Annotated in this window: 24 protein-coding genes and 4 pseudogenes; 14 read left to right on the top strand and 14 right to left on the bottom strand. The window is 70.6% G+C overall.

Going from position 1 to position 21,642, the window contains the following annotated elements:
- Positions 1 to 64: 64 nt before the first annotated feature.
- From ACZ4VT_RS15400 to ACZ4VT_RS15390, 3 genes are all read right to left on the bottom strand, one after another.
- A complete protein-coding gene (locus ACZ4VT_RS15400) occupies positions 65 to 529 on the bottom strand; it encodes a hemerythrin domain-containing protein (RefSeq protein WP_467949796.1) in 465 nt (154 codons plus the stop codon).
- 87 nt (positions 530 to 616) lie between these two features.
- The gene (gene ku / locus ACZ4VT_RS15395) at positions 617 to 1,597 is read right to left on the bottom strand and encodes a non-homologous end joining protein Ku (protein ID WP_467949794.1); all 981 of its coding nucleotides are present in this window, start codon (positions 1,595 to 1,597) and stop codon (positions 617 to 619) included.
- Positions 1,598 to 1,678: 81 nt separating this feature from the next.
- The gene (locus ACZ4VT_RS15390) at positions 1,679 to 2,095 is read right to left on the bottom strand and encodes a DUF5133 domain-containing protein (RefSeq protein ID WP_467949792.1); all 417 of its coding nucleotides are present in this window, start codon (positions 2,093 to 2,095) and stop codon (positions 1,679 to 1,681) included.
- A 364-nt stretch (positions 2,096 to 2,459) separates the two neighbouring features.
- Here ACZ4VT_RS15390 and ACZ4VT_RS15385 point away from each other — a divergent pair, with 364 nt between their 5' ends.
- Entirely contained in the window at positions 2,460 to 2,813 is a 354-nt protein-coding gene (locus ACZ4VT_RS15385; RefSeq protein ID WP_467949791.1) for a PRC-barrel domain-containing protein, read from the top strand.
- A gap of 331 nt (positions 2,814 to 3,144) precedes the next feature.
- Here the strand turns inward: ACZ4VT_RS15385 and ACZ4VT_RS15380 are convergent, their stop codons facing one another.
- Together ACZ4VT_RS15380 and ACZ4VT_RS15375 are read right to left on the bottom strand one after the other, a co-directional pair.
- Positions 3,145 to 3,843, bottom strand: coding sequence for an HAD family hydrolase (locus ACZ4VT_RS15380; RefSeq protein WP_467949789.1), 699 nt, complete (start codon positions 3,841 to 3,843; stop codon positions 3,145 to 3,147).
- 41 nt (positions 3,844 to 3,884) lie between these two features.
- Complete coding sequence (locus ACZ4VT_RS15375; protein ID WP_467949787.1) at positions 3,885 to 5,288, bottom strand: L,D-transpeptidase; 1,404 nt, start codon at positions 5,286 to 5,288, stop codon at positions 3,885 to 3,887.
- Between the two features lie 237 nt (positions 5,289 to 5,525).
- On the opposite strand from ACZ4VT_RS15375, the gene ACZ4VT_RS15370 reads away from it, so the two are divergent.
- Positions 5,526 to 6,095, top strand: coding sequence for a GNAT family N-acetyltransferase (locus ACZ4VT_RS15370; protein ID WP_467949785.1), 570 nt, complete (start codon positions 5,526 to 5,528; stop codon positions 6,093 to 6,095).
- 28 nt (positions 6,096 to 6,123) lie between these two features.
- Here ACZ4VT_RS15370 and ACZ4VT_RS15365 read toward each other — a convergent pair whose 3' ends face one another.
- Positions 6,124 to 6,525 (bottom strand): VOC family protein, encoded by a 402-nt coding sequence (locus ACZ4VT_RS15365; protein ID WP_467949784.1) that lies wholly within the window; start codon positions 6,523 to 6,525, stop codon positions 6,124 to 6,126.
- Between the two features lie 114 nt (positions 6,526 to 6,639).
- On the opposite strand from ACZ4VT_RS15365, the gene ACZ4VT_RS15360 reads away from it, so the two are divergent.
- Positions 6,640 to 7,281 carry a TetR/AcrR family transcriptional regulator gene (locus ACZ4VT_RS15360; RefSeq protein ID WP_467949782.1) on the top strand — a complete coding sequence of 214 codons (642 nt, stop codon included), beginning with the start codon at positions 6,640 to 6,642 and terminating at the stop codon, positions 7,279 to 7,281.
- A gap of 2 nt (positions 7,282 to 7,283) precedes the next feature.
- On the opposite strand, the gene ACZ4VT_RS15355 is transcribed toward ACZ4VT_RS15360, so the two are convergent.
- Positions 7,284 to 7,751 carry a hypothetical protein gene (locus ACZ4VT_RS15355; protein WP_467949780.1) on the bottom strand — a complete coding sequence of 156 codons (468 nt, stop codon included), beginning with the start codon at positions 7,749 to 7,751 and terminating at the stop codon, positions 7,284 to 7,286.
- A 179-nt stretch (positions 7,752 to 7,930) separates the two neighbouring features.
- On the opposite strand from ACZ4VT_RS15355, the gene ACZ4VT_RS15350 reads away from it, so the two are divergent.
- From ACZ4VT_RS15350 to ACZ4VT_RS15335, 4 genes are all read left to right on the top strand, one after another.
- The gene (locus ACZ4VT_RS15350; protein WP_467949778.1) at positions 7,931 to 8,941 is read left to right on the top strand and encodes an NAD-dependent epimerase/dehydratase family protein; all 1,011 of its coding nucleotides are present in this window, start codon (positions 7,931 to 7,933) and stop codon (positions 8,939 to 8,941) included.
- A gap of 504 nt (positions 8,942 to 9,445) precedes the next feature.
- On the top strand, positions 9,446 to 10,249 hold the full coding sequence (locus ACZ4VT_RS15345; protein ID WP_467949776.1) for an SGNH/GDSL hydrolase family protein: 804 nt from the start codon (positions 9,446 to 9,448) through the stop codon (positions 10,247 to 10,249).
- Positions 10,250 to 10,361: 112 nt separating this feature from the next.
- Positions 10,362 to 10,925: a hypothetical protein gene (locus ACZ4VT_RS15340; RefSeq protein ID WP_467949774.1), complete on the top strand. Its 564-nt coding sequence runs from the start codon at positions 10,362 to 10,364 to the stop codon at positions 10,923 to 10,925.
- Positions 10,926 to 11,387: 462 nt separating this feature from the next.
- A complete protein-coding gene (locus ACZ4VT_RS15335) occupies positions 11,388 to 11,855 on the top strand; it encodes a hypothetical protein (RefSeq protein ID WP_467949772.1) in 468 nt (155 codons plus the stop codon).
- A gap of 210 nt (positions 11,856 to 12,065) precedes the next feature.
- Here ACZ4VT_RS15335 and ACZ4VT_RS15330 read toward each other — a convergent pair whose 3' ends face one another.
- Positions 12,066 to 12,797, bottom strand: coding sequence for a DUF2625 domain-containing protein (locus ACZ4VT_RS15330; RefSeq protein ID WP_467949770.1), 732 nt, complete (start codon positions 12,795 to 12,797; stop codon positions 12,066 to 12,068).
- Positions 12,798 to 12,986: 189 nt separating this feature from the next.
- Positions 12,987 to 13,364 (bottom strand): annotated as a pseudogene (locus ACZ4VT_RS15325) (IS110 family transposase); the annotation flags it as partial.
- Between the two features lie 540 nt (positions 13,365 to 13,904).
- On the opposite strand from ACZ4VT_RS15325, the gene ACZ4VT_RS15320 reads away from it, so the two are divergent.
- Complete coding sequence (locus ACZ4VT_RS15320) at positions 13,905 to 14,471, top strand: STAS domain-containing protein (RefSeq protein ID WP_467949766.1); 567 nt, start codon at positions 13,905 to 13,907, stop codon at positions 14,469 to 14,471.
- Here ACZ4VT_RS15320 and ACZ4VT_RS15315 read toward each other — a convergent pair.
- Complete coding sequence (locus ACZ4VT_RS15315; protein ID WP_467949764.1) at positions 14,372 to 14,632, bottom strand: hypothetical protein; 261 nt, start codon at positions 14,630 to 14,632, stop codon at positions 14,372 to 14,374. The genes ACZ4VT_RS15320 and ACZ4VT_RS15315 overlap by 100 nt on opposite strands.
- A 415-nt stretch (positions 14,633 to 15,047) precedes the next feature.
- Between ACZ4VT_RS15315 and ACZ4VT_RS15310 the strand changes: the two are divergent.
- Together ACZ4VT_RS15310 and ACZ4VT_RS15305 are read left to right on the top strand one after the other, a co-directional pair.
- Positions 15,048 to 15,110: pseudogene (locus ACZ4VT_RS15310) on the top strand (DUF6207 family protein); the annotation flags it as partial.
- A gap of 509 nt (positions 15,111 to 15,619) precedes the next feature.
- A complete protein-coding gene (locus ACZ4VT_RS15305; RefSeq protein WP_467949761.1) occupies positions 15,620 to 15,940 on the top strand; it encodes a subtilase-type protease inhibitor in 321 nt (106 codons plus the stop codon).
- A 288-nt stretch (positions 15,941 to 16,228) separates the two neighbouring features.
- Here ACZ4VT_RS15305 and ACZ4VT_RS15300 read toward each other — a convergent pair whose 3' ends face one another.
- The 3 genes from ACZ4VT_RS15300 to ACZ4VT_RS15290 are packed head-to-tail and all read right to left on the bottom strand — an operon-like array spanning position 16,229 to position 19,428.
- Positions 16,229 to 17,083 carry a PEP/pyruvate-binding domain-containing protein gene (locus ACZ4VT_RS15300; RefSeq protein ID WP_467949759.1) on the bottom strand — a complete coding sequence of 285 codons (855 nt, stop codon included), beginning with the start codon at positions 17,081 to 17,083 and terminating at the stop codon, positions 16,229 to 16,231.
- The gene (locus ACZ4VT_RS15295) at positions 17,080 to 18,786 is read right to left on the bottom strand and encodes a PEP-utilizing enzyme (protein ID WP_467949757.1); all 1,707 of its coding nucleotides are present in this window, start codon (positions 18,784 to 18,786) and stop codon (positions 17,080 to 17,082) included. Before ACZ4VT_RS15295 ends, ACZ4VT_RS15300 begins: the two co-directional genes overlap by 4 nt.
- An 18-nt stretch (positions 18,787 to 18,804) precedes the next feature.
- Positions 18,805 to 19,428, bottom strand: a complete 624-nt coding sequence (locus ACZ4VT_RS15290) for a TetR/AcrR family transcriptional regulator (protein WP_467949755.1) — start codon at positions 19,426 to 19,428, stop codon at positions 18,805 to 18,807.
- A gap of 153 nt (positions 19,429 to 19,581) precedes the next feature.
- On the opposite strand from ACZ4VT_RS15290, the pseudogene ACZ4VT_RS15285 reads away from it, so the two are divergent.
- From ACZ4VT_RS15285 to ACZ4VT_RS15270, 4 genes and pseudogenes are all read left to right on the top strand, one after another.
- Positions 19,582 to 19,698 (top strand): annotated as a pseudogene (locus ACZ4VT_RS15285) (transposase); the annotation flags it as partial.
- Between the two features lie 286 nt (positions 19,699 to 19,984).
- Positions 19,985 to 20,122: pseudogene (locus ACZ4VT_RS15280) on the top strand (plasmid stabilization protein); the annotation flags it as partial.
- Positions 20,123 to 20,307: 185 nt separating this feature from the next.
- Positions 20,308 to 20,607 (top strand): SsgA family sporulation/cell division regulator, encoded by a 300-nt coding sequence (locus ACZ4VT_RS15275; protein ID WP_467949813.1) that lies wholly within the window; start codon positions 20,308 to 20,310, stop codon positions 20,605 to 20,607.
- A 172-nt stretch (positions 20,608 to 20,779) separates the two neighbouring features.
- Positions 20,780 to 21,028, top strand: coding sequence for a hypothetical protein (locus tag ACZ4VT_RS15270; protein ID WP_467949753.1), 249 nt, complete (start codon positions 20,780 to 20,782; stop codon positions 21,026 to 21,028).
- Positions 21,029 to 21,147: 119 nt separating this feature from the next.
- Here ACZ4VT_RS15270 and ACZ4VT_RS15265 read toward each other — a convergent pair whose 3' ends face one another.
- Positions 21,148 to 21,582: a hypothetical protein gene (locus ACZ4VT_RS15265; RefSeq protein ID WP_467949750.1), complete on the bottom strand. Its 435-nt coding sequence runs from the start codon at positions 21,580 to 21,582 to the stop codon at positions 21,148 to 21,150.
- Positions 21,583 to 21,642: the final 60 nt, after the last annotated feature.

Here is a 21,642-nt window from a genome sequence, read left to right as displayed (position 1 = left end):
CCTCGACCCGGTCTCCCGGATGCCGGAGTTCAAGGTCTGCGCGGTCCGCGTCGAGCCGGCCTGATCAGGGGGCGTCCGCGAAGGTCGGCGCCAGCTTCTTCGCGCGGCGGATGCTGTCGCCCAGGTGGTCCAGTTCGCTCTGCCGGCAGTTGTGCCGCAGGGCCGGGAAGAGGTTCTCCTCCTCGTCCTTGATGTGGGCGAGCACCTCGGTGCGCAGTTCGTCGATCCGGCTGCCGAACTCGGCGCTTTCCGGATCCAGTTGCTCCAGCTCCTTGAGCAACTCCTCCGCCCGGGAATGGTCCGCGATCTCCTTGTCGGCGATCCGGTCACCGCCGTCGAGGTGCTCGCGGATGGCCGGATAGAGGTACTCCTCCTCCGCGACCGAGTGGCGGACGAGCTCGATGGTCAGCAGATCGGCCAGCTCGCGCCGGCGTTTCCCGTCGGTGGCGGTGCGCAGTTGCCCGAAGTACTCCTTCACCTCGTCGTGGTCGACGGTCAGTTCCCGCACCACGTCTCCGCCGTGTCCCATGATTGCCTCCGATTCCAGGTCGTCCGGGCGGTCGCCCGGACCCACTGGTCGGCGCCTGCCCCGAGGGGCGCGGCCCATGCGGCACCCCTACGCCGCCTTGCCCGTGCCGGCCAGGGCCTCCAGCAGTTCGTGGCGGGTCATGCCGGAGCGTCCGGGGATCGCGGCGGTCGCGGCCTTCTCGTACAGTTCCGCCTTGGTCAGGGATTCCAGGGCGGTCTTCCGCGTACGGGCCTTCCCCCTGCCGCCCGACCCCGCCCCCTGTCTCCGGCCCGCTGTTGTGCCGCTGCCGCGGGCCCGTTCGACGCTGGCGCGCAGGGCCTCCGTCAGATCGACCACGTTCGTGGCCTCCGCCGCGGGTTCGGCCTTCTCCACCGTCCCGCCCGCCCGCTTCGCCTCGACCAGGGCGGCGACCTTCTCCTGATAGGTGTCGTGGAACTCCTCGGGGTCCCAGTGCGTACCGAGGGCGGTGATGAGCTGCTCCGCCATCCTCATCTCCTTCGCACCGGTCTTGGCTCCGGAGGCGGCGGGCAGGTCGGGGACCTCCTCCCGGGGGTCGCGGATCTCGTCGGCCCAGTGGAGGGTGTGGAGGGTCAGGATGCCGTTCTCGGACTTCAGGGCGACGAGGTACTCGCGGGCGCGCATGACGAAGGTGGCGACACCGGCCCGGTTGCTCTTGGCGAGGGCCTGCTCCAGCAGGGCATAGACCTTGGTGTACTCCTTGCCCTTGGGACCGAGGTAGTAGGTGCGGTCGAAGAAGATCGGGTCGATCTCCTCCAGGTCCACGAACCCGCTGATCTCCAGGGTCTTGGAGCGGCCCGGCGCGATGTCGTCCAGTTCCGCGGGCTCGACCAGGACGTATTCCTCGCCCGCGTCGTAGCCCTTCACGATGTCGTCGAGTTCCACTTCCTTGCCGGTGCGCTCGTTCACCCGCCGGTTGCGGATCCGGTCCGAGGTGCCGCGTTGCAGCTGGTGGAAGTGGATGGTGTGGCTGTCCGTCGCGGTGTACATGCCGATGGGGACGCTCACCAGCCCGAAGCTCAGGACTCCCGTCCAGACCGGTCTCGCCATGCCGATCACCGCCTTGCCGGGTCTCCCCGGTCACGGCGTCTACCCGTGCGGCCCCGCAGGAAACGGCCGCCGACTTCGGCGCTACGCGGACAGGTCGAGGCGGTCCTGGGCGGCCATGACGGCGTCGTACGCGCGGAGTCGGCCCATCAGCACGCACAGCGTGTACGTCACGTCGTCCATCTCGCGGCGCGCGTCCTCGCTGCCGGGCTCCGCGGCCAGGGCCGCCTGACAGGCCCGGAACCGGGCGAGGAGCTTCTCGGTCAGGGCGCGGTTGGCGAGCATGGCCACCGGCGGGGCCGGTGCGGGCGCGGGACGGACCGGGCTGCGGGCTGATTCCACCGCGTGGCGCAAGGCCCGTTCGACGTGGGCGGGCAGCGCCGTGCCGTGCGGCGCGGCGACGATGGCCGCGGCCAGCTCGGCGGCCGTGACGTGCGCGGCCTTGGCCGCCGCCGCGAGGACGACGCGGGCGTCCCGGGCGGAGCACGGCGTCAACGCCATGATCATCCCCACGGCCCGCGCCACATCCGGATCGCCCGCCAGAGGGCCACCGCCGGACGCTCTCCCCGCAGCGACATCGGAGGGATTTCCGGCCGAGGAACGACGAATACGAGGAACCATGCGGAATCATCCCTTCAACCGAAGGCAAACGGGGGCCGTAAGGGGGTCATGAAGGGTTTACCCGCGCTTACTCGCCGTGCACCTGCCGCAGGCAAAGCTTCAAAGCTTCAGCCGAGGCGCACCTGGGAGGGACGGCCGGGTTGCCCGCGTTCCGTGCATGAGCCGGCCGGATCCGGGGAGGCGCCCGGGAGGCGGTGACACGTGCCCGCCGGGGACGGTCACCTCGTACGGAGAGGGATGAGCCATGACCGAGAAAGGGATCTGGGGCTACGACCCGGCATCGGGACACGAGCCGGGCCTCGACCTCGTCGGGTTCAAGGTCGAGGCGACCGACGGCAGCATCGGGAAGGTCGACAAACACTCCGATGCCGTCGACGCCTCCCATCTCGTCGTCGACACGGGCGTCTGGATCTTCGGCAAGCAGGTCCTCCTCCCGGCCGGCACCATCCAGCGCATCGACACGGCCCAGAAGAAGGTCTACGTCAACCGGACCAAGGACCAGATCAAGGCCGCCCCGGACTTCGACGAGATCAAATACCGCGGTGAGGCAGGCTACTTGGAGGAGTTCGCCCGGCACTACAGCCAGTCCCACAGTTGAGGACCCCCGGGGCTGGTTCCATCCCGCCAGAGGCGAGTACCAGCAGGAGTGCGGGAGCGGTGACACGGCGCGCGGCGAGTACAGGACGGGGAGGTGGGACTCCCCCGAACGGGAGCCGGTACAGGCCGTCCCTGCCGGGGGCAGGAAGCCGCGCGGGTCGAACCCGGCTGCGACGTGCTCGCCCAGGTGCTTCACCGTCAGGCCCGCGGACGCGGCCGCCCCCGGCTCGCGGCCGGCCGTCTCGGACGCGCTGGACGCGGCCGGGCTCGCGCACCCGCCCGGGTAACGCGGACGACGACGCGGCCTGAGGCAGGCCCCCCGCCCCCGTCGGCTACGGCGAATCGAGCAGGCCGAGGACCGGCTCCAGTCCGGCGGGGCGCTGGTCGACCGGCAGGTGGTCCACGAAGTGCACCGGGCAGCCGAGCGCCCGCGCGCCCCCGTCCGCGTGGCGGTCGTCGCCGACCATGAGGACGTCGGCGGGCGCCAGTCCGAGCCGGCCGCAGGCGACCCGGAAGATCTCCGGGTCGGGCTTCTGCGTGCCGAGCTCGAAGGAGAGCACGTAGGTGTCGACCAGCTCGTGCAGCCCGTGCGCGCGGAAGACCGGCCGGAGGTCCCAGCCGATGTTGCTGACCACGGCCACCGGCAGCCCACGCCGCCGCAGGTCGCGCAGCGTCGCTCCGGTGTCCGGGTAGGGCCGCCAGGCGGCGGGGCTCATGTGGCGGTCGTAGAGGGCCGTCAGCAGCTCCGGCGCCGGCAGACCGGCAGCCCGGGCCAGCCCTCCGTAGGCGGCCCGGTGCTGATCGGCGCTCATGTCCCGCTCGCGCCAGAGGGTTTCGAGGTGTGCGGGCACCTGCCGGGGCGACGGCCCTCCCGGCAGGGCTCCGTACTCCGTCAGCCGCCGCACCGTCTCGTCGAACTCCCCCTCGTCCAGGGACACGCCCGTCGTCGCGAGGGCGGCGGCGAGCCACTCCCTGGTCGACTCGATGCGCAGCAGCGTGCCGGAGAAGTCGAACATCACTCCTTTGATCATGTGGTGATCGTAGGGCAGGCCGGGGACCCGGTGGCGGGGCGTCAGGTGGTCGGGTGGAGCCGGGACGGGGAGGGGGGTGAACCGTGCGGATTTCCCTCCGCGTCCGCGAGGGCGCTGCCCGCCAGCCAGGTCCGCCAGTCCATGTTCCAGTCGCCGAAGCCGTTGTCGAAGGGGGCCATCTTCGCTCCGCCGCTGTTGACCACCTCCACGATGTCGCCTTCGCGGACCGTGTCGAAGAACCAGGCGGCGTCCTCGGTGCTCATGCCCGTGCAGCCGTGGCTGACGTTCTCCTCGCCCTGCGCCTCGACCGACCAGGGCGCGGCGTGGATGTACTCGCCGCTCCAGGTCACGCGCGTCGCGTAGAGGACGGGCAGGTCGTAGAACTCCTTGGTGCCGCGCTGGATGCCGACGGTGTCTCCGCGCATCCGGACCTTGGGCTCCTTGCGCAGGACGACCTTGATTCCGCTGCGGGTCCGGAAGCCAGCCTTGCCGGTGGTCACGGGGATCGTCCTGATGATCCGTCCGTTGCGGCGTACGGTCATCCGGTGGGTCGCGGAGTCGGTGACGGCCTCGATCCGGTCCGCGATGGTGAACTGCACGTCGTCGGAGGGGCCTCCGTAGTCGTGGTCCCCGAGCTCGACCCCGTCGAGACCGCTGCGCACGCGGACCACGGTGTGCGCGGGCCAGTACGTACGCGGCCGGTAGTGCAGGGTCGAGTCGTCGACCCAGTGCCAGGCCCCCTCGACGTGGGGCTCCGAGGTCACCTGCAGCGCCTGCTCCAAGCGGGCGCGGGCCGGGAGGTCGTCGGCGGGGACCGGCCGGCTGAGGGAGGCCGTCACGATCTCCCCGGCCCCGTACGTGCCGGGGCCGGGCCCGAACTCGGCCGTCAGCCTGCCGCCGTCCGCGGGCGGCGCGGTCCGGAAGGCCATGGTCACGCCGACCGGGGTGCCGACCGCGTCCTGGGCGCCGACCTGCACCGTGTACGTCTCCCCCGCCCGCAGCGGCTCGGTGTTCTGCCAGCGCTCGCTGTGCGGGCCGAGCTCACCGGCCAGATGGCGGCCGTGTCCGTCCCGCACGGTCACGTCCGTGAGGCGGCCGGAGTCGGCGAGGGTGATCTCCAGTGGCCCGCCGGCGTCCGTGGGGAGCACCTGCTCCCGGGCGGCGCGCGCCGCGTCGCCCTCGTACAGGGCGGGCTCCTTCAGTACGGACCCCACCCCGCGGGCGGTGGCGAGCACCCGCTGCTCCTGCCAGCCGCTGCACAGTCCGGGCCGGAACATGCGGACCGCGCACCGCCCTCCGCCGGCCTCGTGGCCCTCCTCCAGCACTCTCCCGACCAGCAGCGTGACCGCCGCCTCCCGCGGCGGACCGGCGAGGGTCCGCTCCGTCGTGTCCGCATCGGGCGCCCGGCCCGGAGCTGCGGCGACGACCAGCATGGCCCCCGTCACCGCAGCAACGGCACCCCACGCCCTGGTCGGTTGTGTCCGTCGCATTCGTGGCATAGCCGTATCAAAGCGATGGAGAGCCGAAAGGATGATCATGGACTCGGCTCTGGGGCCGAACGGGCACCCCAAGAGAACTCGTACGGAGCACAACAACCTCCCGGCCGGGCCGACCGGTTATGGCCGCGTCGGGGCGGCGATACCCAGGTGCCCCCGGACGGCCCTCCCCCCGACAATGCGCCCATGCCCATTCGCGCAGCACACATGGACGAACTGGCCGCCCTCCAGAACATCGAGAGGGCCGCCGGGATCTGCTTCCGGGACATCGGGATGCCGGAGATCGCCGACGACGAGCCGCTGACGCTCGGCGAGCTCGGCCGCTACCAGCGGGCCGCAATGGCCTGGGTCGCGGTCGACGGCCCTGATGCCGGCCCCGGTGCCGGTCCTGGCGTCCCGGTCGCGTACCTGATCGCCGATCGCGTCGACGGCAACCTCCACGTCGAGCAGGTGTCCGTCCATCCGGACCGTGCGCGCCGCGGCATCGGCCGGTCCCTGCTGGAGCACCTGGCCGGCCTGGCGGCGCGCGAGGGGGTGCCCGCCCTGACCCTCACCACCTTCACCGAAGTGCCGTGGAACGCCCCGTACTACGCGCGCTGCGGCTTCCGGCTGCTGGACGAAGGCGGGCTCACCCCCGGCCTGCGGGGGATCCGCGCCCGCGAGTCGGAACACGGCCTGGACCGGTGGCCCCGCGCCTGCATGCGGCGCGACGTCTGGCGGGCCGGGGCGCACGGCCCTGACACGGTGACGCCCTGACACCGTGACGCCCTGACGCCGCGACCGCTCATTGCGCGGGGTCGGCGGGGGTTTCGGTGTTCCACGCGACGAGCTGGACGACGACCCCATTGGGGTCGGTCATCTGGAAGAGGCGCTCGCCCCAGGGCTCTTCGCGCAGCTGCATGGTGATGGGCGCGCCCGCACCCCGCAGCCGCGCCTCCTCGGCCTCGATGTCGGCGACCGTGAGCGCGAGGATCAGGCCGCCCGCCGGCCTGTCGCGCTGGTCTGCCGGGAGGACCTCGGTGCCCAGGCGGAGCAGGACGATGTCCAGGGCGGCGTCGCCGCGGGTCAGGGAGGCGAAGCCGTCGGCGGCCATGGCCACTTGATAGCCGAGGTGCGTGCAGAGGAAGTCGCGGGACGCGTCCACGTCGGCGACGGTCAGGGAGAGGGTGGAGGTGGTGACGTTCACGGCGGCTCCTCGAGAGCGATCTTCTATCCAGGCGATTTTTACGACGGACGCAACTTTAGACAGAAGCAGTTCGCTCGGTCAAGGGTATTTTTACGACGGGTGTAAGATTCCTGCATGGGTACCGAGATGGGGCTCCGAGAGTCCAAGAAGCAGGAGACACGACAGCTGATCTCCGACCACGCCACCCGGCTCTTCATCGAGCAGGGCTTCGAGCCGACGACCATCGCCGAGATCGCCACGGCGGCGCGCGTCGCCAAGAAGACGGTCACCAACTACTTCGCGCGCAAGGAGGACATGGCCCTCGACCACCACGAGGAGTTCACACGGAGCCTGGCCCGCGCCGTCACGGGGCGCGCCGAGGGCGAGTCCGTCGTGGCGGCGCTGCGGCGGGAGTTCCACACGGCACTCGAAGGCCACGACCCCGTCGCCGGCTTCGCCGGGCCCGAATTCGCCCGCATGATCGCGGAGAGTCCCACGCTCACCGCCCGGCTGCGCGAACTCCACGAGCAGCGCGAGGAGGCCCTCGCCGATGCCCTGGCCGTCCCGGCCCCCGGCACGGCCCCGAACATCGCCCCCCGGGCCGCGGCCGCCCTCCTCGCCGCAGCGCATCGCCTGCTGTTCCGGCGCATCCAGGAGCTCACCCTGACGGGGCACCCGAACGACCGGATCACCGCCACCCTGGCGCCGGAGGCGGCGCACGTCTTCGATCTGCTCGCCGCCGCCCTCGGGGACGGCCCCGCTCCCGTGCCGGCCTGACCTCAGATCCCTGCCGAGGCCATCTCGATGATCGACCGGTAGTGGGCGGCCGCGGACACCACGCAGGCGCGGTAGGTGCGGTTGTCCCTGACCACCAGGAAGTAGTCCCTGATCTGCTTCCAGTACTGGCGGAGGTAGCCGAGCCCCGGTACGAAGCCCGGGGGCCTGGGGACCAGGGCGAAGGCCTCGGAGCACTTCAGGATGCCGCCGGTCACCTCCGACAGGACGTCCGCCACTTCGGCGTTCATGTTCCAGCCCGCGGCCAGCTCCGGGGTCCAGACGGAGGCGGCGATCTCCCGCAGCCGCTCCTGTTCCTCGGGGGTCGGATCGCTCGCGATGACGGGGACGGCCGCCGTGACCGGATGGGCGGCGGCTCCCGCCGCCTGCGCCGGCACGGCTGCGCCGACCCCCAGCAGCGCCCCCGCCGCGACCAGCGCGACCGCCGAGAGCCCGAGTGAACGTACCGCCATGTCCGCCCCTCCCGCAGTGCCGGAAATCCGTTGCCAGGATCGCGCGTTGAGATTTACATGCCCCTTCCACGCGGTCAACGGCGCCGGACCGGCCTGGCCGGATCCGTGCCGCGCGCTCCCTCCTTCGCCGAGCGCGAACCCCGGCCCGTGAGGCGCTCCCGGTGTGGTGAAGTGGGTGAATGGATCTTCTGATGCTGGGCGGGACCGCGTGGTTGGGCCGTGAGATCACGCGGCAGGCGCTGGGGCGCGGGCACGAGGTGACGTGCCTGGCGCGCGGCGAGAGCGGGGCCGTCGCCCCCGGCGCCCGGCTGGTCGCGGCGGACCGGAAGCAGGACTCCGCCTATGCCGCCCTGCTCGACCGCGACTGGGACGCCGTGATCGAGGTGTCGTGGCAGCCGGCCTTCGTCCGCGGCGCGCTCCGCGCCCTGGCGGGGCGGGCCCGGCACTGGACCTACGTCTCTTCCGTCAGCGCCTACGCCGACCACGGCACGGTCGGCGCCGACGAGTCGGCCGCGCTGCTGGCGCCGGCCGAGGGGCAGTACGTCGAGCGCGACGAGTACGGGGAGGCGAAGGTCGCCTGCGAAGCGGCTTCGCGCGCGGCGGTGGGCGACCGGCTCGTCGTCGCCCGGGCCGGCCTGATCGGCGGACCCGGCGACCACAGCGGGCGTTCGGGCTACTGGGTGGCCCGCTCCGCCCGCGAGGTGGACCAGCCCATGCTCGTACCCCGCTCCCCCGGGCTGCCGACCCAGGCGGTCGACGTGCGCGACCTCGCCGGCTGGCTCCTGGACCTCGCGCAGCGGGGATCCACCGGGACCTTCGACGCCGTCGGGCCGGTCGTCCCCTTCGACGAGTGGGTCGACCTGTCGCGCCGCGTGGGCGGCCACGACGGCCCGGTGGCGACGGCGGACCCGCAGTGGCTCCTCGACCAGGGGGTGGGGCAGTTCATGGGTCCCGAGTCGCTGGCCATGTGGATGACGGATCCGCAGTGGGCGGGGTTCTCCGCGCGCAGCGGGGCCGCCGCGGGCGCGGCGGGGCTGCGCCACCGCCCGCGCGTGGAGATGCTGGAGGCCCTCTTGCGGTGGGAGCGCGCCGAGGGGCTGGACCGTTCCCGGCGGGCCGGCCTGAGCACGGCCCGCGAGCGCGAGCTGCTCACCGCGCTCTCCGACCGGCTGTCGACTACAGGTCAGTGATCTTGCAGGCACATAGTCGATCTCACCGCTCGACGGATCGGCCCACCCGCGGGCCAGGAGGCCAGACCCGGTCAGGGCGCCGGGGTGTGGGCTTGCGCAGCCAGAGCAGCCATCCCACCGCCCCGGCTGCCGCCGCGAACAGGAGGGTGATGGAGCGGCAGGTGGGTGCGTTCCGTACCGATGCCCGAACCGGCGGAAGGCCACGACCCCAGCCCACAGCGTCATCCAGACCGCCACGGTGACCAGCACCCTGGTGAGGCCGGTACCGCCGAGCAGGGAGCCGGCCACGGCGGCCGTGGCGAGGATGGCCGCTGCGGTGACCTCCAGAGCACGGAAGCGCGGAGGGCGGATCTACCCCTGGAGGGCACGGGTTGCCGTCGACCCTCGGCAGGGCGCCCGGTAACAAAGCGTTTCACACGCCTATCGCAAGGGCGTCCCTCACTGCTAGAAGTGTGACTCTTCAACAACTCCTGTTCCTCACAACACGCCAAGGAGTGACTTGTCATGCACGCGACAAAATGGAGACGGGTCCTGCCCGTCCTGGCGGCCCTGGTGGCCGCGACCCTGGGACTGACCCAGCAGGCTTCCGCCGCCCCGGCGGCCGGGGAGCGCTTCGTCGCCCTCGGCGACTCCTACTCCTCAGGGGTGGGCGCCGGAAGCTACCTGTCCGACAGCGGCAGCTGCCAGCGCAGCAGCAAGGCCTACCCGTACCTGTGGGCGGCGGCCAACGCCCCGGCCTCGTTCTCCTTCACCGCCTGTTCGGGAGCGACGACCAGTACGGTCAAGAGCGGCCAGCTGGCCCCGCTCACCAGTTCCACCACGCTCGTCAGCGTCACCGCCGGCGGCAACGACGTCGGGTTCGCGAACGTCATGCAGACCTGCGTCCTGCAGAGCGAGGCGACGTGCGTGAGCGCGGTGAACAACGCCATCGCACAGATCAACAACACCCTGCCCGGAAGCCTGTCGTCCCTCTACGGCACCATCCGCACCAAGGCGCCGCAGGCTCATGTCGTCGTGCTCGGCTACCCGCGCTTCTACCAGCTGAACGGCAATTGCGTCGCCGGTCTGAGCGAGACCGAGCGCGCGGCGATCAACCGGGGCAGCGACGCTCTCAACGGGATGCTCGCGAAGCAGGCCGCCAACGCGGGATTCTCCTACTCCAGCGTCATGGACGAGTTCACCGGCCACGAGATCTGCTCGGGCAACGCCTGGCTGCACAGCGTCTCGGTGCCCGTCTCCAACAGCTACCACCCCACGGCCGCGGGCCACTCCGGCGGATACCTGCCGGCCTTCCGCTCCGCCGTGTGATCTTCCCCCGGGCCACACCCCGGGGCCTTCCGCGCCCCGGAGTTGACGCGGGTAGACCCGCTGGCCCACCGCTCCGCACCCCCGCGATCCGCACCAGGAGGAAAGAAAGCTCATGAAGTCCCCCCACGTACACACCGGTCCCCGGGCCGGCGACACCGCCCCGAGCCGCGCCCGGGGAAACACACTCCGCTCAGTCCTCACCGCCCTCGCCCTCGTCCTCGGCGCGCTCTTCGCCCCCGGCATCGGCGCCGGCGAGGCCCAAGCGGCCACCAAGATCAGCCACGCCACCGCGACCTCGATGTTCCGCGGCTCCGGGATCACCTGGTCCTCGTCAGGTGGCTGCTCGGACCGCAACAACCCGACCTGTACGTCCTTCGAGCAGCTCAACCTCGCCACGGCGAAGGGCGCGCAGACCCTCAAGAGCGCCAGCGGCTGCTCGCTGAACATCACCGGCGGCACCGAGACCGGCCACGCCGGCGGCACCTACTCCCACTGGAACGGCTACAAGCTCGACTTCAGCAAGTACACGTGCGTCGGGAACTACATCAAGAACACGTTCACCTACGTCGGGGTGCGCGGTGACGGCGCCCCGCAATGGAAGTCCGGCGCCGGCAACATCTACGCCGACGAGGGCAACCACTGGGACGTGACGTTCTACAACTGCGGCGGCTGCTGAGCCGCAGTCCGCCGCGTAGAGGGTACGGTCTGCCCGGATTTCCGGTTCGGGCAGACCACACGACAGGCACCGCAGCAGTGCTGCAGGTGACGGACACGGTGTGGTCGAGGTGGCCGGTGAGGCGGACCGCCAGGCGTCCCGGCACGCGTGATCCGGGCATCAGGGGTGACGTGGGGTCCCGTCGTCATGCTCGTACTGACTGGCGTTCCCGTCCGGCGAATTGCGTCGGGCCCGGGCCCTGGCCCTACAGCCGGAACGGGACCACCTGGACGTCAGTTGCGCCCTCCGCTGCGGCGGTGCCGCTCGGCAGACGGACTTCCGGCGCTCGTCGCCGCGCTGGAGACGGGCCGGACCTCATGGACCGCCTTGCTGGACGCGATCCGGCTGGAACCCGGTGCGGACAGCCTGGAGATGGTGCGACGATTCGTCGGCCAACGGAGCCACGAGCGGGAATGAAGGACGATGGAGTACATCAACCTGGATGCGCAGGTCGGCAACCTGTCAGGCATCGTTTCCCCTGCTCGATACCTGGAGCATCTGCCCTCCCTGGCTGACGATCTGCCGGTCGGGGCCCGGGACTTCGCGACTGCCCCGGAGCACTACGACTTCTCCAGCAAGCGGTGTGTGAAGGACCTGGAACTCCAGCATGTCCAGGGTGTCGGATCTGACGACCAGCAGTTGGAGATCCAGTTTCGGCACAACTGCTGGAAGCACGACGAAGACCTGGTCATCCGCTACACAGGTGTCTCCAGCTTCAATGCCGGAGGCACCGAGGGCAACGATTGGGTAAACCTAGGGACCGTAATCCTCGACGAGGTCCTGCCCCACCAGAACGGCTGCAGCCACGAGATCTCGTTCTGGAACGGCTCACTCGCCGTCGTCTGCCGTGACCTCGTCGCGACCTGGACCGAGGCTGGCTGCCGAGGTTAAGAGGCACGGTCAGTACATGTACCCCCCGCACCGCCGCCGACCACCAGGATCGAAGCAGACCTCTTCCCTCGGCTATCGCGAGGAAAGACACCTCATGCTGTTAACGCGTCAAACCCGTGGGTGTCGCCGTCCCATCGCGCCCGCAGAACCTCGGCCCAGTCGCCCGGCTCCGGTCCTTCGCTCACACTCCAGGACCGACAGCAAAGCCAGTCACACGTCGCCCAGGAACCCAGGATCGGACGGCCCCATCTGCCGGGCGAAGTCCGCTGCGACTCCTAGCACCTCACGCATCGGCACAGGCCGCCGGCTCGTGGCCGCGAGATCGGCGTGAGCTTCCTCGGACCACAGGAACGGATACACGGATAGCCCCTGCCCGACAGCCATGGCTGCGGCCTCCTCATGCCAGCCGGGCCAGCGCATTCCGTCATAGAACGTCTCCAGCCTGCCCGAGAGCAGCCAGGAGACCCACCCGGAATGGCCCATCTCCATCGCCTCCCACTCCAGACAGTCGGGAGCGAAGTACGTCATCTGGCCAGGTGCCCCAGGGCGGCCGACGGCCGCGGGATCGCCACCGTTCAACGCGAAGACTCCTCCGACAATGTCGTGGCCGACGACAAGACCTGTCGCGGGATGCCAGCCAGCGTCGAAGTCCGTGGGGAAGCGGTTGACCTGCGCCAGACTCGGGAGTCGCCCATCCGCAACCGAACCCGAACCCCCGCCGAACACGCGCACCCACCCGTTGTCCACGAGCAATCCGCCCGTGTGCAACGCCAGTGCACCCAGCACCGATCGCCCGGTCACCTGCATCTGCAGGAGGCATCGGCGGCCCTCATTGACGTCTCCGGGCAGCACTCGAACCGGCACGGGGCTCGCCCTGAGAATCCCCTGAAGCTCCGGCCACGCCGGATCGTCCACATTGACCAGCTCATCAATCCCTCGCATCCGACGATGGTCGCACCTTGCGGTATCGCCTCATCGTGTGGGCTGGACAGCGCTCACCCGGAGGCCGGGTCGATGGGGCAGCGATCGTCGGGACTTGGGTCTCATGGGAACGGGCGTCGCTCCTGTGGCCCCTAGACGAGTAAGTCCGAAGTCTTCGGGCGCATGAAGCGAGGGTCTCGTTGATCCGTTTGTGTCGGCGGCCAGCGGGCGGTGCACCGGCGCATCGGTGCGGATGATGTTCGCCAGCACCAGGGCGTCGCCCGGGTCGGACTTCTTGCGGCTGACTCCGTACCGTTCGCGGTAGCGGGAGGCAGCCATCGGGTTGACCGCGTAGATCTTCCGGAGGTCCTGCCGCAGCGTGGCGACCAGCAGGCCGCGGCTGGTCTCGACGGCCACCGGGATCGGCGTCTCGGCAGTGTCGCCGTGGTCGGCCAAGAGGTCCAGCAGCAGCTGGTAGCCGTCCAGGTCGTCGTTGATCCGGCATTTGGCCAGCAGCTTGCCGGTGTCGTCGACGAGCGCGACGTCGTGGTGTCCCTCCGCCCAGTCGATTCCGCAGAACACGTCCATGGATCCCGCCCCTTCTCCGGTGCTGTTCTCGAGGGCGAGCACGCGGGGCCGCACGGCGCACTGATTCCAGGGCTCCAAGGCCCGCCATCTCATCAGCCGTGCGCGGCACCGTCAGACCGCACCGGCGCACGCCGTGTCCAGAGCTCGAAGCTCGTGAGGAGAAACGCGTCACCGTGCGGCAGCTCATCCAACGAGGATCCCGAACCAGGCGGGCCCGTGGGGGCAGAACGTGCGAGGACCGGCCGGCGCCCAGCGCCACCAGTCTTTTCAAAGACCTCGCACGGTCGGAGGTGTCGTAGGGGTCACCACGGCACCGACCGGACCACACACGTCCTGCCCTCGGATGAACAACGCCGCCCGGGCCCATCAGAGATCCAGAGCCTCTCATTACCAACGGATGAGAGGTGTCTTTCTCCCCAGTGGGCTTGCCCACCAATCCCTCCAAGCAACGGTCCGGCCTCCTCCCGGTGCAACCCCGGTCCCGGCCTCTACGCGCGCCTCAGCGCGCCGCACAGCGGCCCTGTGCCGTACCGGGCCAGGATGGGTCCCGTAGGTCCGGAGCCTTCGGGTGACGGGAGCAGAACATTGATCAACCTGGACGTCCGGCACTGTGGCAGCTCGATTCTGATCAGCGCCACCGGGGAGCTCGACGAGGGTGCGGGAGAAGTGCTCCAGCGCGCCCTGGACCACGTGACCACGGACGAGCGCGATCTCCTGGTGGACCTGCACGCTGTTGCGGCCATGGACGTCGACGGCCTGCTCCACCTCCTGAGCCTGCACCGACGCGCCGAGCGTATGCGCCTACGGGTGCTGGTCACCGGCTGGCAGCCCCAACCCCAGCAGTGCATGGCCACCGTGGCCGGCACCCCCGGGCCCAGAGCGGGCACCGGGGAGCGCTACGCCCTGGCAGGCTTCCGCCGACTCCTCGAGGAGAAGGCACAGCGCGCACGGGAGCGATCCGACTTCGCCGATGGCTGGCTGCCCGCATCCAGCCACGCCACTGGACGTCACCGCTCGGCACGGAGCAGCATTTCCGCCGGTGTGGGGGTGCTTCTAGGGGAGGGGTCCCACGCCGCGGGGCCGGCGCCTCGCCATTCCACGAAGTAAGGGTCGGTGAGGTCTACGTCCTCGGCGTTCTCCAGCCCGGCGTCGGCGAGGAAGACCCGGATGTCCGCCGGTCTGTGCGCGACTCCGGTGGCGACGCCGTCGTAGCGCACCCTGCGCCAGCCCTGCTCGTCGGGCGGGTAGACGATCAGCCTGGCGGACATGCGCCCACCCTCTTCCCCGCCCTCCCCACCGGCACCTGGCCGCACGAACGGTGACGCACGGCCATGAAGCAGATCGCGGCCATTCCCGGACAGCACCACCTGTGTCCTCGGCCACGGGGTACGTTCGGCCGTACGGGGTGCGGCCCTGGCCACCAGGGCCGCGACGGGGGCCGCGCCCCGACAGCGCGAGAGCGTCCGGCCCGGCAGTGCCCGCGGCCGGAACCAGATTCCACTCCCCCGTGCGGGTGGAGCCGGGGTCTCCGGCGAACCGCCGCGCTTCCACCGCCGTCGCAGCGGTCATGAAGCCGATCGATGAGCAGCACATCGCGGAGTCCGGCCTGGTGGTGCTGGACAGTACCGGCGGAGATGAGGAGACCGTCCGCGCCGTCATGGCCGCGCTGAGGAGCGCTGGGCGACGCCGGGAATCGGCCCGGTGTACCGGGATCCCGGCGAGCCCGGTGTCCGGGCCCGGATCTACGACGACGTCCTACGGCCGGGAGGTCCTTCCTCTTCATCGACACCGGCCACGTTCCCGCCGAGCGGCGCCGGACCGGATTCAGTCAGGAGCTCCGCGCCTGACACCTGGGTTGACCGCATTCATCCCATCACCCTGCAAGGCGATTCGGCGAACCGCGCACCGCCGTCACCAGGGAGGAACACGGCGCGGCGGGGCAGCACCCCACCCCGAGCCGCTCGGGAGCCTGGGATGTACCGCGCCAGCTGGAGCGAACTCCGACCTATGATCCGCCATTCACATCATCTGTCCGTAAATCGACCGCCGGTTGGCGACCCTCCTTCGGACCTGCCAGGCTCATCTCCAGTGGAGCACCAGATCGCAGGCCCTGAATCGCAGTCATCCCAGAATCGAAGGCGAAACTTGTCATGCGTCACCACATCGTCGCAGTATCCGCCCTCAGCCTCCTCTGTCTTGCAGGCACCACGGGACTCGCGGATGCTCAACCCGCCAGTTTGCACAGCCCGTCCGCGATGGTCTTCACCGTCACCCAGGGTTCCGGCGCACCCACGGACACCGTCATGCGCGCGTCGACCCTCAGCTGCGCCTACACCGCCGAGGGCACTCACCCCGCCCCGAGGGCCGCGTGCGACGCCCTCAACGCCACCGACGGAGAACTCAACCGCCTGCTGGCGACACCGAATACGTCGCGGGCATGCCCCAAGTACTTCGACCCCGTCACGATCACCGCGGACGGCGTACTGCACGGCAGGCGCGTCGCCTGGAAGCACACCTTCTCCAACGCGTGCATGATGTCCGCGACCCTGAACGGCAACCCGGTGTACGCGTTCTGACTTTGTACGGCCGACCTTTCGAGCTGACGGACGGCCCGGTGGCCAACAGGCACCCGGGCCGTCCTCCACAGTGCATCCGGAGGAACCTGTTCCTGAGCGAGCCCGAGGCTTCTGGAGTGGGCTCTGCCGCATGCCGCCCTTCCCCGACGGTCTGCGGGAGGCCACCACCATGGTGACACCGTTCGGCTGACCCTCTCTGGGTCGTGCCCCGTCTGGGACGCCGCCAGCATCTTCAAGCACAAGCACTCCACGCTCGTCCCGAGCTGAGGTGGGTGGGCTACGCAAGGGTCAGTGTGGGGGCACGGCCCCGGTCATCGGTCGGCGCTGGAGCAGAAGGAGACGGCCGGCGACGAAGGCCCACTCCAGGTCCTGCGTCCCGCCGAAGACCTGCTCGCAGCGGGCGGTGAGTTCCCGCAGGCTCTCCAACCGCGTCTCGTCGAGGCAGAGTCGGTGAATTCGGTCGGCGGGGACCGGGACCTGGCTCGTTCCGCCGGCCAGCGCGGGCTCCACGGCCAGGTCCTTCATGCCTGCCGTGCGCTCGATCACCCGGCCGTCGCGGCGGACCCGGTAGCGATCCGGTACGACCAGGCCGCTGACCACGGCTTCGCCCAGGCCCCAACTCGCCTCGATGACCAGGACGTCGGAGTCGTCGAGGGGGTCTCGGGAGAACAGGACTCCGGCGCACTCGGGTACCACCAACTCCTGTACCACCACTGCCACTCTGGGCAGGCCGGGCAGCCCGAGCCGCTCACGGTAGGCGAGGGCGGCGGCCGAGTGCGCCGAATCTCTCACCGTTCGGACCGCCTCGGTCAGCCCGTCCGGACCCCGTACGTTGAGGCAGGTGAGGTGCTGTCCGGCGAAGCTCGCCGCGGCCGAGTCCTCGCCCAGTGCGGATGAACGCACGGCCAGCCCGCCGCCCTGCAAGTCGCTGGTCGACATGTGCAGGGCGGCGAGCGCCTCGTCGTCGCCCTCTGCGACGGCGTCGACAAACAGCCACTCCAGGGCGATTCCTTCCGGTACCGGTAGACCGGCCCGGGCGGCGGCCGCGAGCTGTGAGGCCTTGCCGCCGTACCGGCTCTCGTCGGTGGCCAGGCGGAGCGGCACCGGGGCGGACCACGTGCTCGGCGACAGCGGACCGGTCATCGGACCACCGCCGCCTCTCCGGCCCGGCCGTCGACCCGCACCCAGGCGCCGTCGGGTATCACTGCCGTGGCATCCGTGCATCCGACGACGCCGGGGATGGCGAACTCCCGGGCGACGATGGCGGCGTGGGAGAGCGCCCCACCGCGATCGGTGACGATCGCGCCGAGCAGTGGCAAGACGATGTTGAAGGCCGTGGTGGTCGCGCCGGTGACCAGGACGTCCCCGGGCTGAATGCGGTCGAACTCGGGCACGCCGCTGATCACCCGTGCCGTGCCCTCGTACACGCCCGGGCTCGCGCCGAGCCCGTGCACGGTCCGCCCCTCGGTCCGCGCTGCCGGGTTGCTGAACATGGCAAGGACGATGGCCCCGAGGGCCCGTTCCAGGCGTGCCGCGGCGGGCGGCAGCCAATCAGGCGGCAGCGGGTCGCCCGGGGGTGGACCCAGCATCGGCGGCGCATCCGCGTACCGGGCGTGGTCGCGGTAGTGCGCCCGGGCGGCGAGTTCTGCGGCGTCGGGCCCGGAGCCCGTACGGACCAGGGCGCGTAGCTCGGCGTAGCCCGCCTCGGCCAGATGGGCGGGTGCGTGGATCCGGCCCTGCTCGGTGAGCCGTCGGCCGGCCGCCAGGATGGCGCGCCGGGTGAGGCCGATGGCCGGCAGGTCCGCGCACGACCCGCGCTCGTCGCGCAGCCGGGAGACCAACCGCGCCTCGGCGAGCAGCTCGTCGAAGCGGGAGCGGTGCGGCGCGGGTACGGCGGCACGAAGGTCGGCCGCCGCGTCGGCGCACTGGTCGGCGCGGGCGTCCGCCTGGGGCCTCGTCGAGGAGGAGACCGCCGAGCGAATGGCCGCGAGCACGACGGCGGGCAACTCCGCCACGCAGGGATCGCCCACGTCCTCGCCATTGACGGGGCGCCAGCCCGCCGTCTCCAGGTAGTCGGCGAGGGCGGTACTCGTACGTCCCGCGACGGCCCCCAGCGCCGTCAGCAGCTCCTGGGGTCGCGCCGGGGAGGCGAGCAGATCGCTCGCCCGGGGGTCCGCTGCTACGGCGGCGGCCAGCTCGGCCAGTTCCTTCCGGTCCGCCAGCGGGTCGGGGCTCGATCCGGCCAGCGGGGCCAGGATCTCGCCGGTGGTACGCCCGGTCCACTCCTGACAGTGTGCGAGCAGATCGCCCATCGGCAGCAGTGCCGGCATGTTGAACAGGTGGTGCAGGTAGCCGGCTCGGCGCTGGTGTTCCCGGCACCGGTCGAGGTAGGCGAGCAGACTGCCGGTAGCGAGGAGACCGGGCTCGACCTGCTGCAGTTCGCGCCGCTCGCGCTGTAGCCCGGGTCTGACCTCCTCGTCCCAGCGGCGCAGGTCCTCGCGCCACAGCTTGCGCTCAAAGACGGTCGCGCTGGTCGCGAGCCTGGTGCGGATCTCGGGACAATCGGCGGCAAGGCGTTCCCAGACCTCTCTCGGCGGGTGGTCCGTGGCGTCCGGCGGGGCTCCCAGCGGCTGGGGATGGTAGTAGCAGAATCCGTTGACGAAGGCCCAGTCCAGCCGTTCGAGCAGCGACCCGTACCGGCGGAGGCTCTCTCCGAAGCCGCGGTGCATCTCCTCGATGAAGATCTCGGCGTGGAACCTGGTCACCGGGCGGGTGAAGTGGGTCGGGTCCAGGAACCAGGTACCCGGCCCCGGCGGAGCGAAAGTGCGTTCCGTGGCGATGCTCATGGCTCTCCTCCTCGCCGGTCATCCGCTCGGGTGGCGTAGCGGGCCGTCCGGGTCTCGCCGCAGCTCGTCCGTGAGCACCCGCACCGCCCAGGCGGCGGCCATGCCGGCCTCCGCCCCGTCGAGCCCTGCCTGCAGCCGCATGGCCTGCCAGGCCGGGGCGCTCACCAGCAGGTACAGCACGGCGACCGCGCGGCGGCGGGCTACCGGGTCGGCATCCGCCGTGAGCTCGGCCAGCGCCGCCTCCACCGAGTGGAACCGGTCCCTGCGGCCCTGCTCCCGCAGCGGCCGGGCCGCCTTGGAGTTCAGCATGGCGAGAATCAGCGGTGCGTGCTCGTCGTACGAGCGGTAGAGCTCCGGCGCCACGCGGCGCAGCCCGTCCAAGGTGTCCGGGTAGGACTGCGTGAGCACGTGCAGATTCTCCTGGGCCCACCCGCTCCAGGCCGCGAAGAGCTCCTCCCTGGTCGGGAAGTGCCGGTAGACGGTGCGGACGGCGACGCCTGCGCGCTCCGCCACGAGCGGGATGGTCAGCTCCTGGACGCTTTCGTCGGCGATGGCCTCGGTGAGCGCGGCGAGGATCAGCTGCCGGGTCTGCTCAAGCTGCCCGGCACGCAACGGACTCTCGTACGCGCGCTTCTCTTTCATGGCACGTCGACAGTACTCCAATTCACGCTAAACTGTCAAGAAACGGCAATAATCCCCCCACAGGAGGCATGGAGGCTGAGAGAGATGTTGGACGGACATCCGGCTCTCACCGGCTGCGTGAAAGGTCGGTGAGCGCGGGGGCCGGGAGGCGGACCGAGCGCGGGGATCATCGACGCGCAGTCGGTGCGGGCCGCCGCCTCGGTGCCGGCCGCCTCACGCGGCTACGACGGCGGCAAGGAGGTCCCGGGCCGCAAGCGGCACATCATCACTGCTGAACACCCCCGACGCCTCCTGGACCAGCCACCCTCGCTCCAGCCGTGGACGAGCACGGCCGCCCGCCGGGAGCCCCGTCCCGGCCCCGGCCCCGGCGCCGGCCCCGACGCCAGCCGTGTGGCACGGGCAGCCAAGGAAGGGGACGTGCGGGAGACCGGAGCATCTCTGCCGGCGAACCTGGACGAGGGGAAACGCGCGCCTTCTGAATGAGACAGCCGAGGGCGGGAAGCAGCACAGGTGCCCACAGGTGCCCAGATCTCTCGACGAGTCGAGGAGGGTTGTCATGCCCCGTGGTTCCAGCCCGAAGCGGGAACGGCAGTACGAGCACATCAAGGAGAGCGCCGAGGAGCGCGGCGAGAGCCCGAAGCGCGCCAAGGAGATCGCCGCCCGCACCGTGAACAAGGGACCGAGCCGCCGGGGCCGGTGGGGGTGAAGAGGATCGTGCGGTGGCTGTCGAACCTCTACTCCGCCGCAAAGCCGCTCGCCAGGACACCGGAGACGGGGACGTACTCGGCGGCGTGGGCGAGCATCGGCTCGAAGGGCGGGGTGAAAACCACTCGGGGAGGGCCTCCCTCACCGCCGCTCCGCGCCTGACATTCCCAGCATCTGCTGACCGGGCACGACGACCCTCTCGACGGATACGGCCACAAGGCGCTGGAGTGTCAGGCTCTGGAGGAGCCCCGCTTCGGTGAAGGTGACGTCACCTTCCGCCCGCACAGGGCGTCCGGCGGCGCAGAAGTCCGTATCGACTTGCGAAATCATGGCGAAGGCTGCGGGGAACATGCGGTGCTCTGTGCGAATGCCGGCGCGCTCAGGGGGTTCCTGGGTCGGACTTATGCCGTTGTCGGCGAGGGCGAGGAATTCCTCGATGTCGACCCACTCCTCGAAGAGGTCCCGGCCCGCTGAGGCTTCAACGCATCGGATGCTGTCCGGGCAACCGTTGGCGCAGGTTTCGAGAAGCAGAGGAGTATCGGAATTGGCGGACGATTCGTGGAGCTTTGGCCCGGCGTGCGGTCAGCTGGCCGGCATTGACCTTACCCGATGGCGGGTCGAGGCCGTTGACGGCCACATTGGCGAAGTGGACGAGCACTCGGAGGAGGCGGGCGACGCGTTCCTGGTGGTGGACGCGGGCGGATGGATCTTCGGAACGCTGCTGATTCCGGCGGGCGCGGTGACGCGGATCGACCGTGACAGGCGCACGCTGCATCTGAGCCTGAGCAGGGGGCAGGTGGAAGACGCGCCCCAGTTCCTGCCCGACCAGCACCGTGCCGACCGGGAGTACCGGGAGGACATCGTGGAGTACTACTGGAAGCTCGGCCCCTGCTAATGGATCGGTCAGGTGCCTGGACCGTGGACTGCCGGAAATGACCGCGCATACGGCGCCGATCCGCTCCGAAGGACGGAGCGGATCGGTAGGCGTTCGTCGTGCCCTGGCCTGTGGTTTCGTCAGATGCGGCCACCCATGAGCTTGGTCAGCGGACCGACCTGAGGCTTCGCTGTCGAGCGGCCGACCGCGAACGCCGCGCCGGCGACGCCGACGAGACCTGCGGCCGCGCTCGCAGCGATCAACTTCCTGTTTTTGACGACGGCCCATGCGGCCGTGGCCGCCGTGGATGCCTTGGCGGCGTTCGCCGTCACGACCTGGTGGCCCATCTGCAGGCCGCTGGCTACGGCTCGGCCGGCACTCTTCGTGGCCTCGCCCGCGGACTGGAGGCCCCCCGTCGCCGTCTCCTTGCCGTCACGGGCAGAAGTTGCGGTGTCGCTTGCCGCTGTGGTGGCCTGCGACTGGGCGCGCTTGGCGGTCGACTCGGCACGCTTGGCGGGCGTCTTCCGGCCGGTGGTAGTGCCGGAGGTCTTGGCATTTCCGTTCGATTCAGTCATGACATTCCTTCTTGCCTGTCTTGGGCCGGTGAAACGGGGAGCGTTGCACTAAAGGGTCTG

The sequence above is a fragment of the Streptomyces sp. NPDC029164 genome (assembly GCF_055563995.1).
The sequence above is the reverse complement of the archived record's forward strand: the minus strand, read 5'-3'. Positions and strand labels throughout refer to the sequence as shown.

Bases quoted from the DNA above. Each gene is read 5' to 3' on its own strand.
- ACZ4VT_RS15305 (WP_467949761.1), top strand. From the start codon at position 15,620: ATGGTCTTCACCGTCACCCAGGGTTCCGGCGCACCCACGGACACCGTC.
- ACZ4VT_RS15265 (WP_467949750.1), bottom strand. From the start codon at position 21,582: ATGACTGAATCGAACGGAAATGCCAAGACCTCCGGCACTACCACCGGC.
- ACZ4VT_RS15295 (WP_467949757.1), bottom strand. From the start codon at position 18,786: ATGAGCATCGCCACGGAACGCACTTTCGCTCCGCCGGGGCCGGGTACC.
- ACZ4VT_RS15390 (WP_467949792.1), bottom strand. From the start codon at position 2,095: ATGGCGTTGACGCCGTGCTCCGCCCGGGACGCCCGCGTCGTCCTCGCG.
- ACZ4VT_RS15340 (WP_467949774.1), top strand. From the start codon at position 10,362: ATGAAGTCCCCCCACGTACACACCGGTCCCCGGGCCGGCGACACCGCC.
- ACZ4VT_RS15315 (WP_467949764.1), bottom strand. From the start codon at position 14,632: ATGTCCGCCAGGCTGATCGTCTACCCGCCCGACGAGCAGGGCTGGCGC.
- ACZ4VT_RS15385 (WP_467949791.1), top strand. From the start codon at position 2,460: ATGACCGAGAAAGGGATCTGGGGCTACGACCCGGCATCGGGACACGAG.
- ACZ4VT_RS15350 (WP_467949778.1), top strand. From the start codon at position 7,931: ATGGATCTTCTGATGCTGGGCGGGACCGCGTGGTTGGGCCGTGAGATC.
- ACZ4VT_RS15335 (WP_467949772.1), top strand. From the start codon at position 11,388: ATGGAGTACATCAACCTGGATGCGCAGGTCGGCAACCTGTCAGGCATC.
- ACZ4VT_RS15330 (WP_467949770.1), bottom strand. From the start codon at position 12,797: ATGCGAGGGATTGATGAGCTGGTCAATGTGGACGATCCGGCGTGGCCG.
- ACZ4VT_RS15400 (WP_467949796.1), bottom strand. From the start codon at position 529: ATGGGACACGGCGGAGACGTGGTGCGGGAACTGACCGTCGACCACGAC.
- ACZ4VT_RS15290 (WP_467949755.1), bottom strand. From the start codon at position 19,428: ATGAAAGAGAAGCGCGCGTACGAGAGTCCGTTGCGTGCCGGGCAGCTT.
- ACZ4VT_RS15345 (WP_467949776.1), top strand. From the start codon at position 9,446: ATGCACGCGACAAAATGGAGACGGGTCCTGCCCGTCCTGGCGGCCCTG.
- ACZ4VT_RS15300 (WP_467949759.1), bottom strand. From the start codon at position 17,083: ATGACCGGTCCGCTGTCGCCGAGCACGTGGTCCGCCCCGGTGCCGCTC.
- ACZ4VT_RS15355 (WP_467949780.1), bottom strand. From the start codon at position 7,751: ATGGCGGTACGTTCACTCGGGCTCTCGGCGGTCGCGCTGGTCGCGGCG.
- ACZ4VT_RS15370 (WP_467949785.1), top strand. From the start codon at position 5,526: ATGCCCATTCGCGCAGCACACATGGACGAACTGGCCGCCCTCCAGAAC.
- ku (WP_467949794.1), bottom strand. From the start codon at position 1,597: ATGGCGAGACCGGTCTGGACGGGAGTCCTGAGCTTCGGGCTGGTGAGC.
- ACZ4VT_RS15360 (WP_467949782.1), top strand. From the start codon at position 6,640: ATGGGTACCGAGATGGGGCTCCGAGAGTCCAAGAAGCAGGAGACACGA.
- ACZ4VT_RS15380 (WP_467949789.1), bottom strand. From the start codon at position 3,843: ATGATCAAAGGAGTGATGTTCGACTTCTCCGGCACGCTGCTGCGCATC.
- ACZ4VT_RS15320 (WP_467949766.1), top strand. From the start codon at position 13,905: ATGGGTCCCGTAGGTCCGGAGCCTTCGGGTGACGGGAGCAGAACATTG.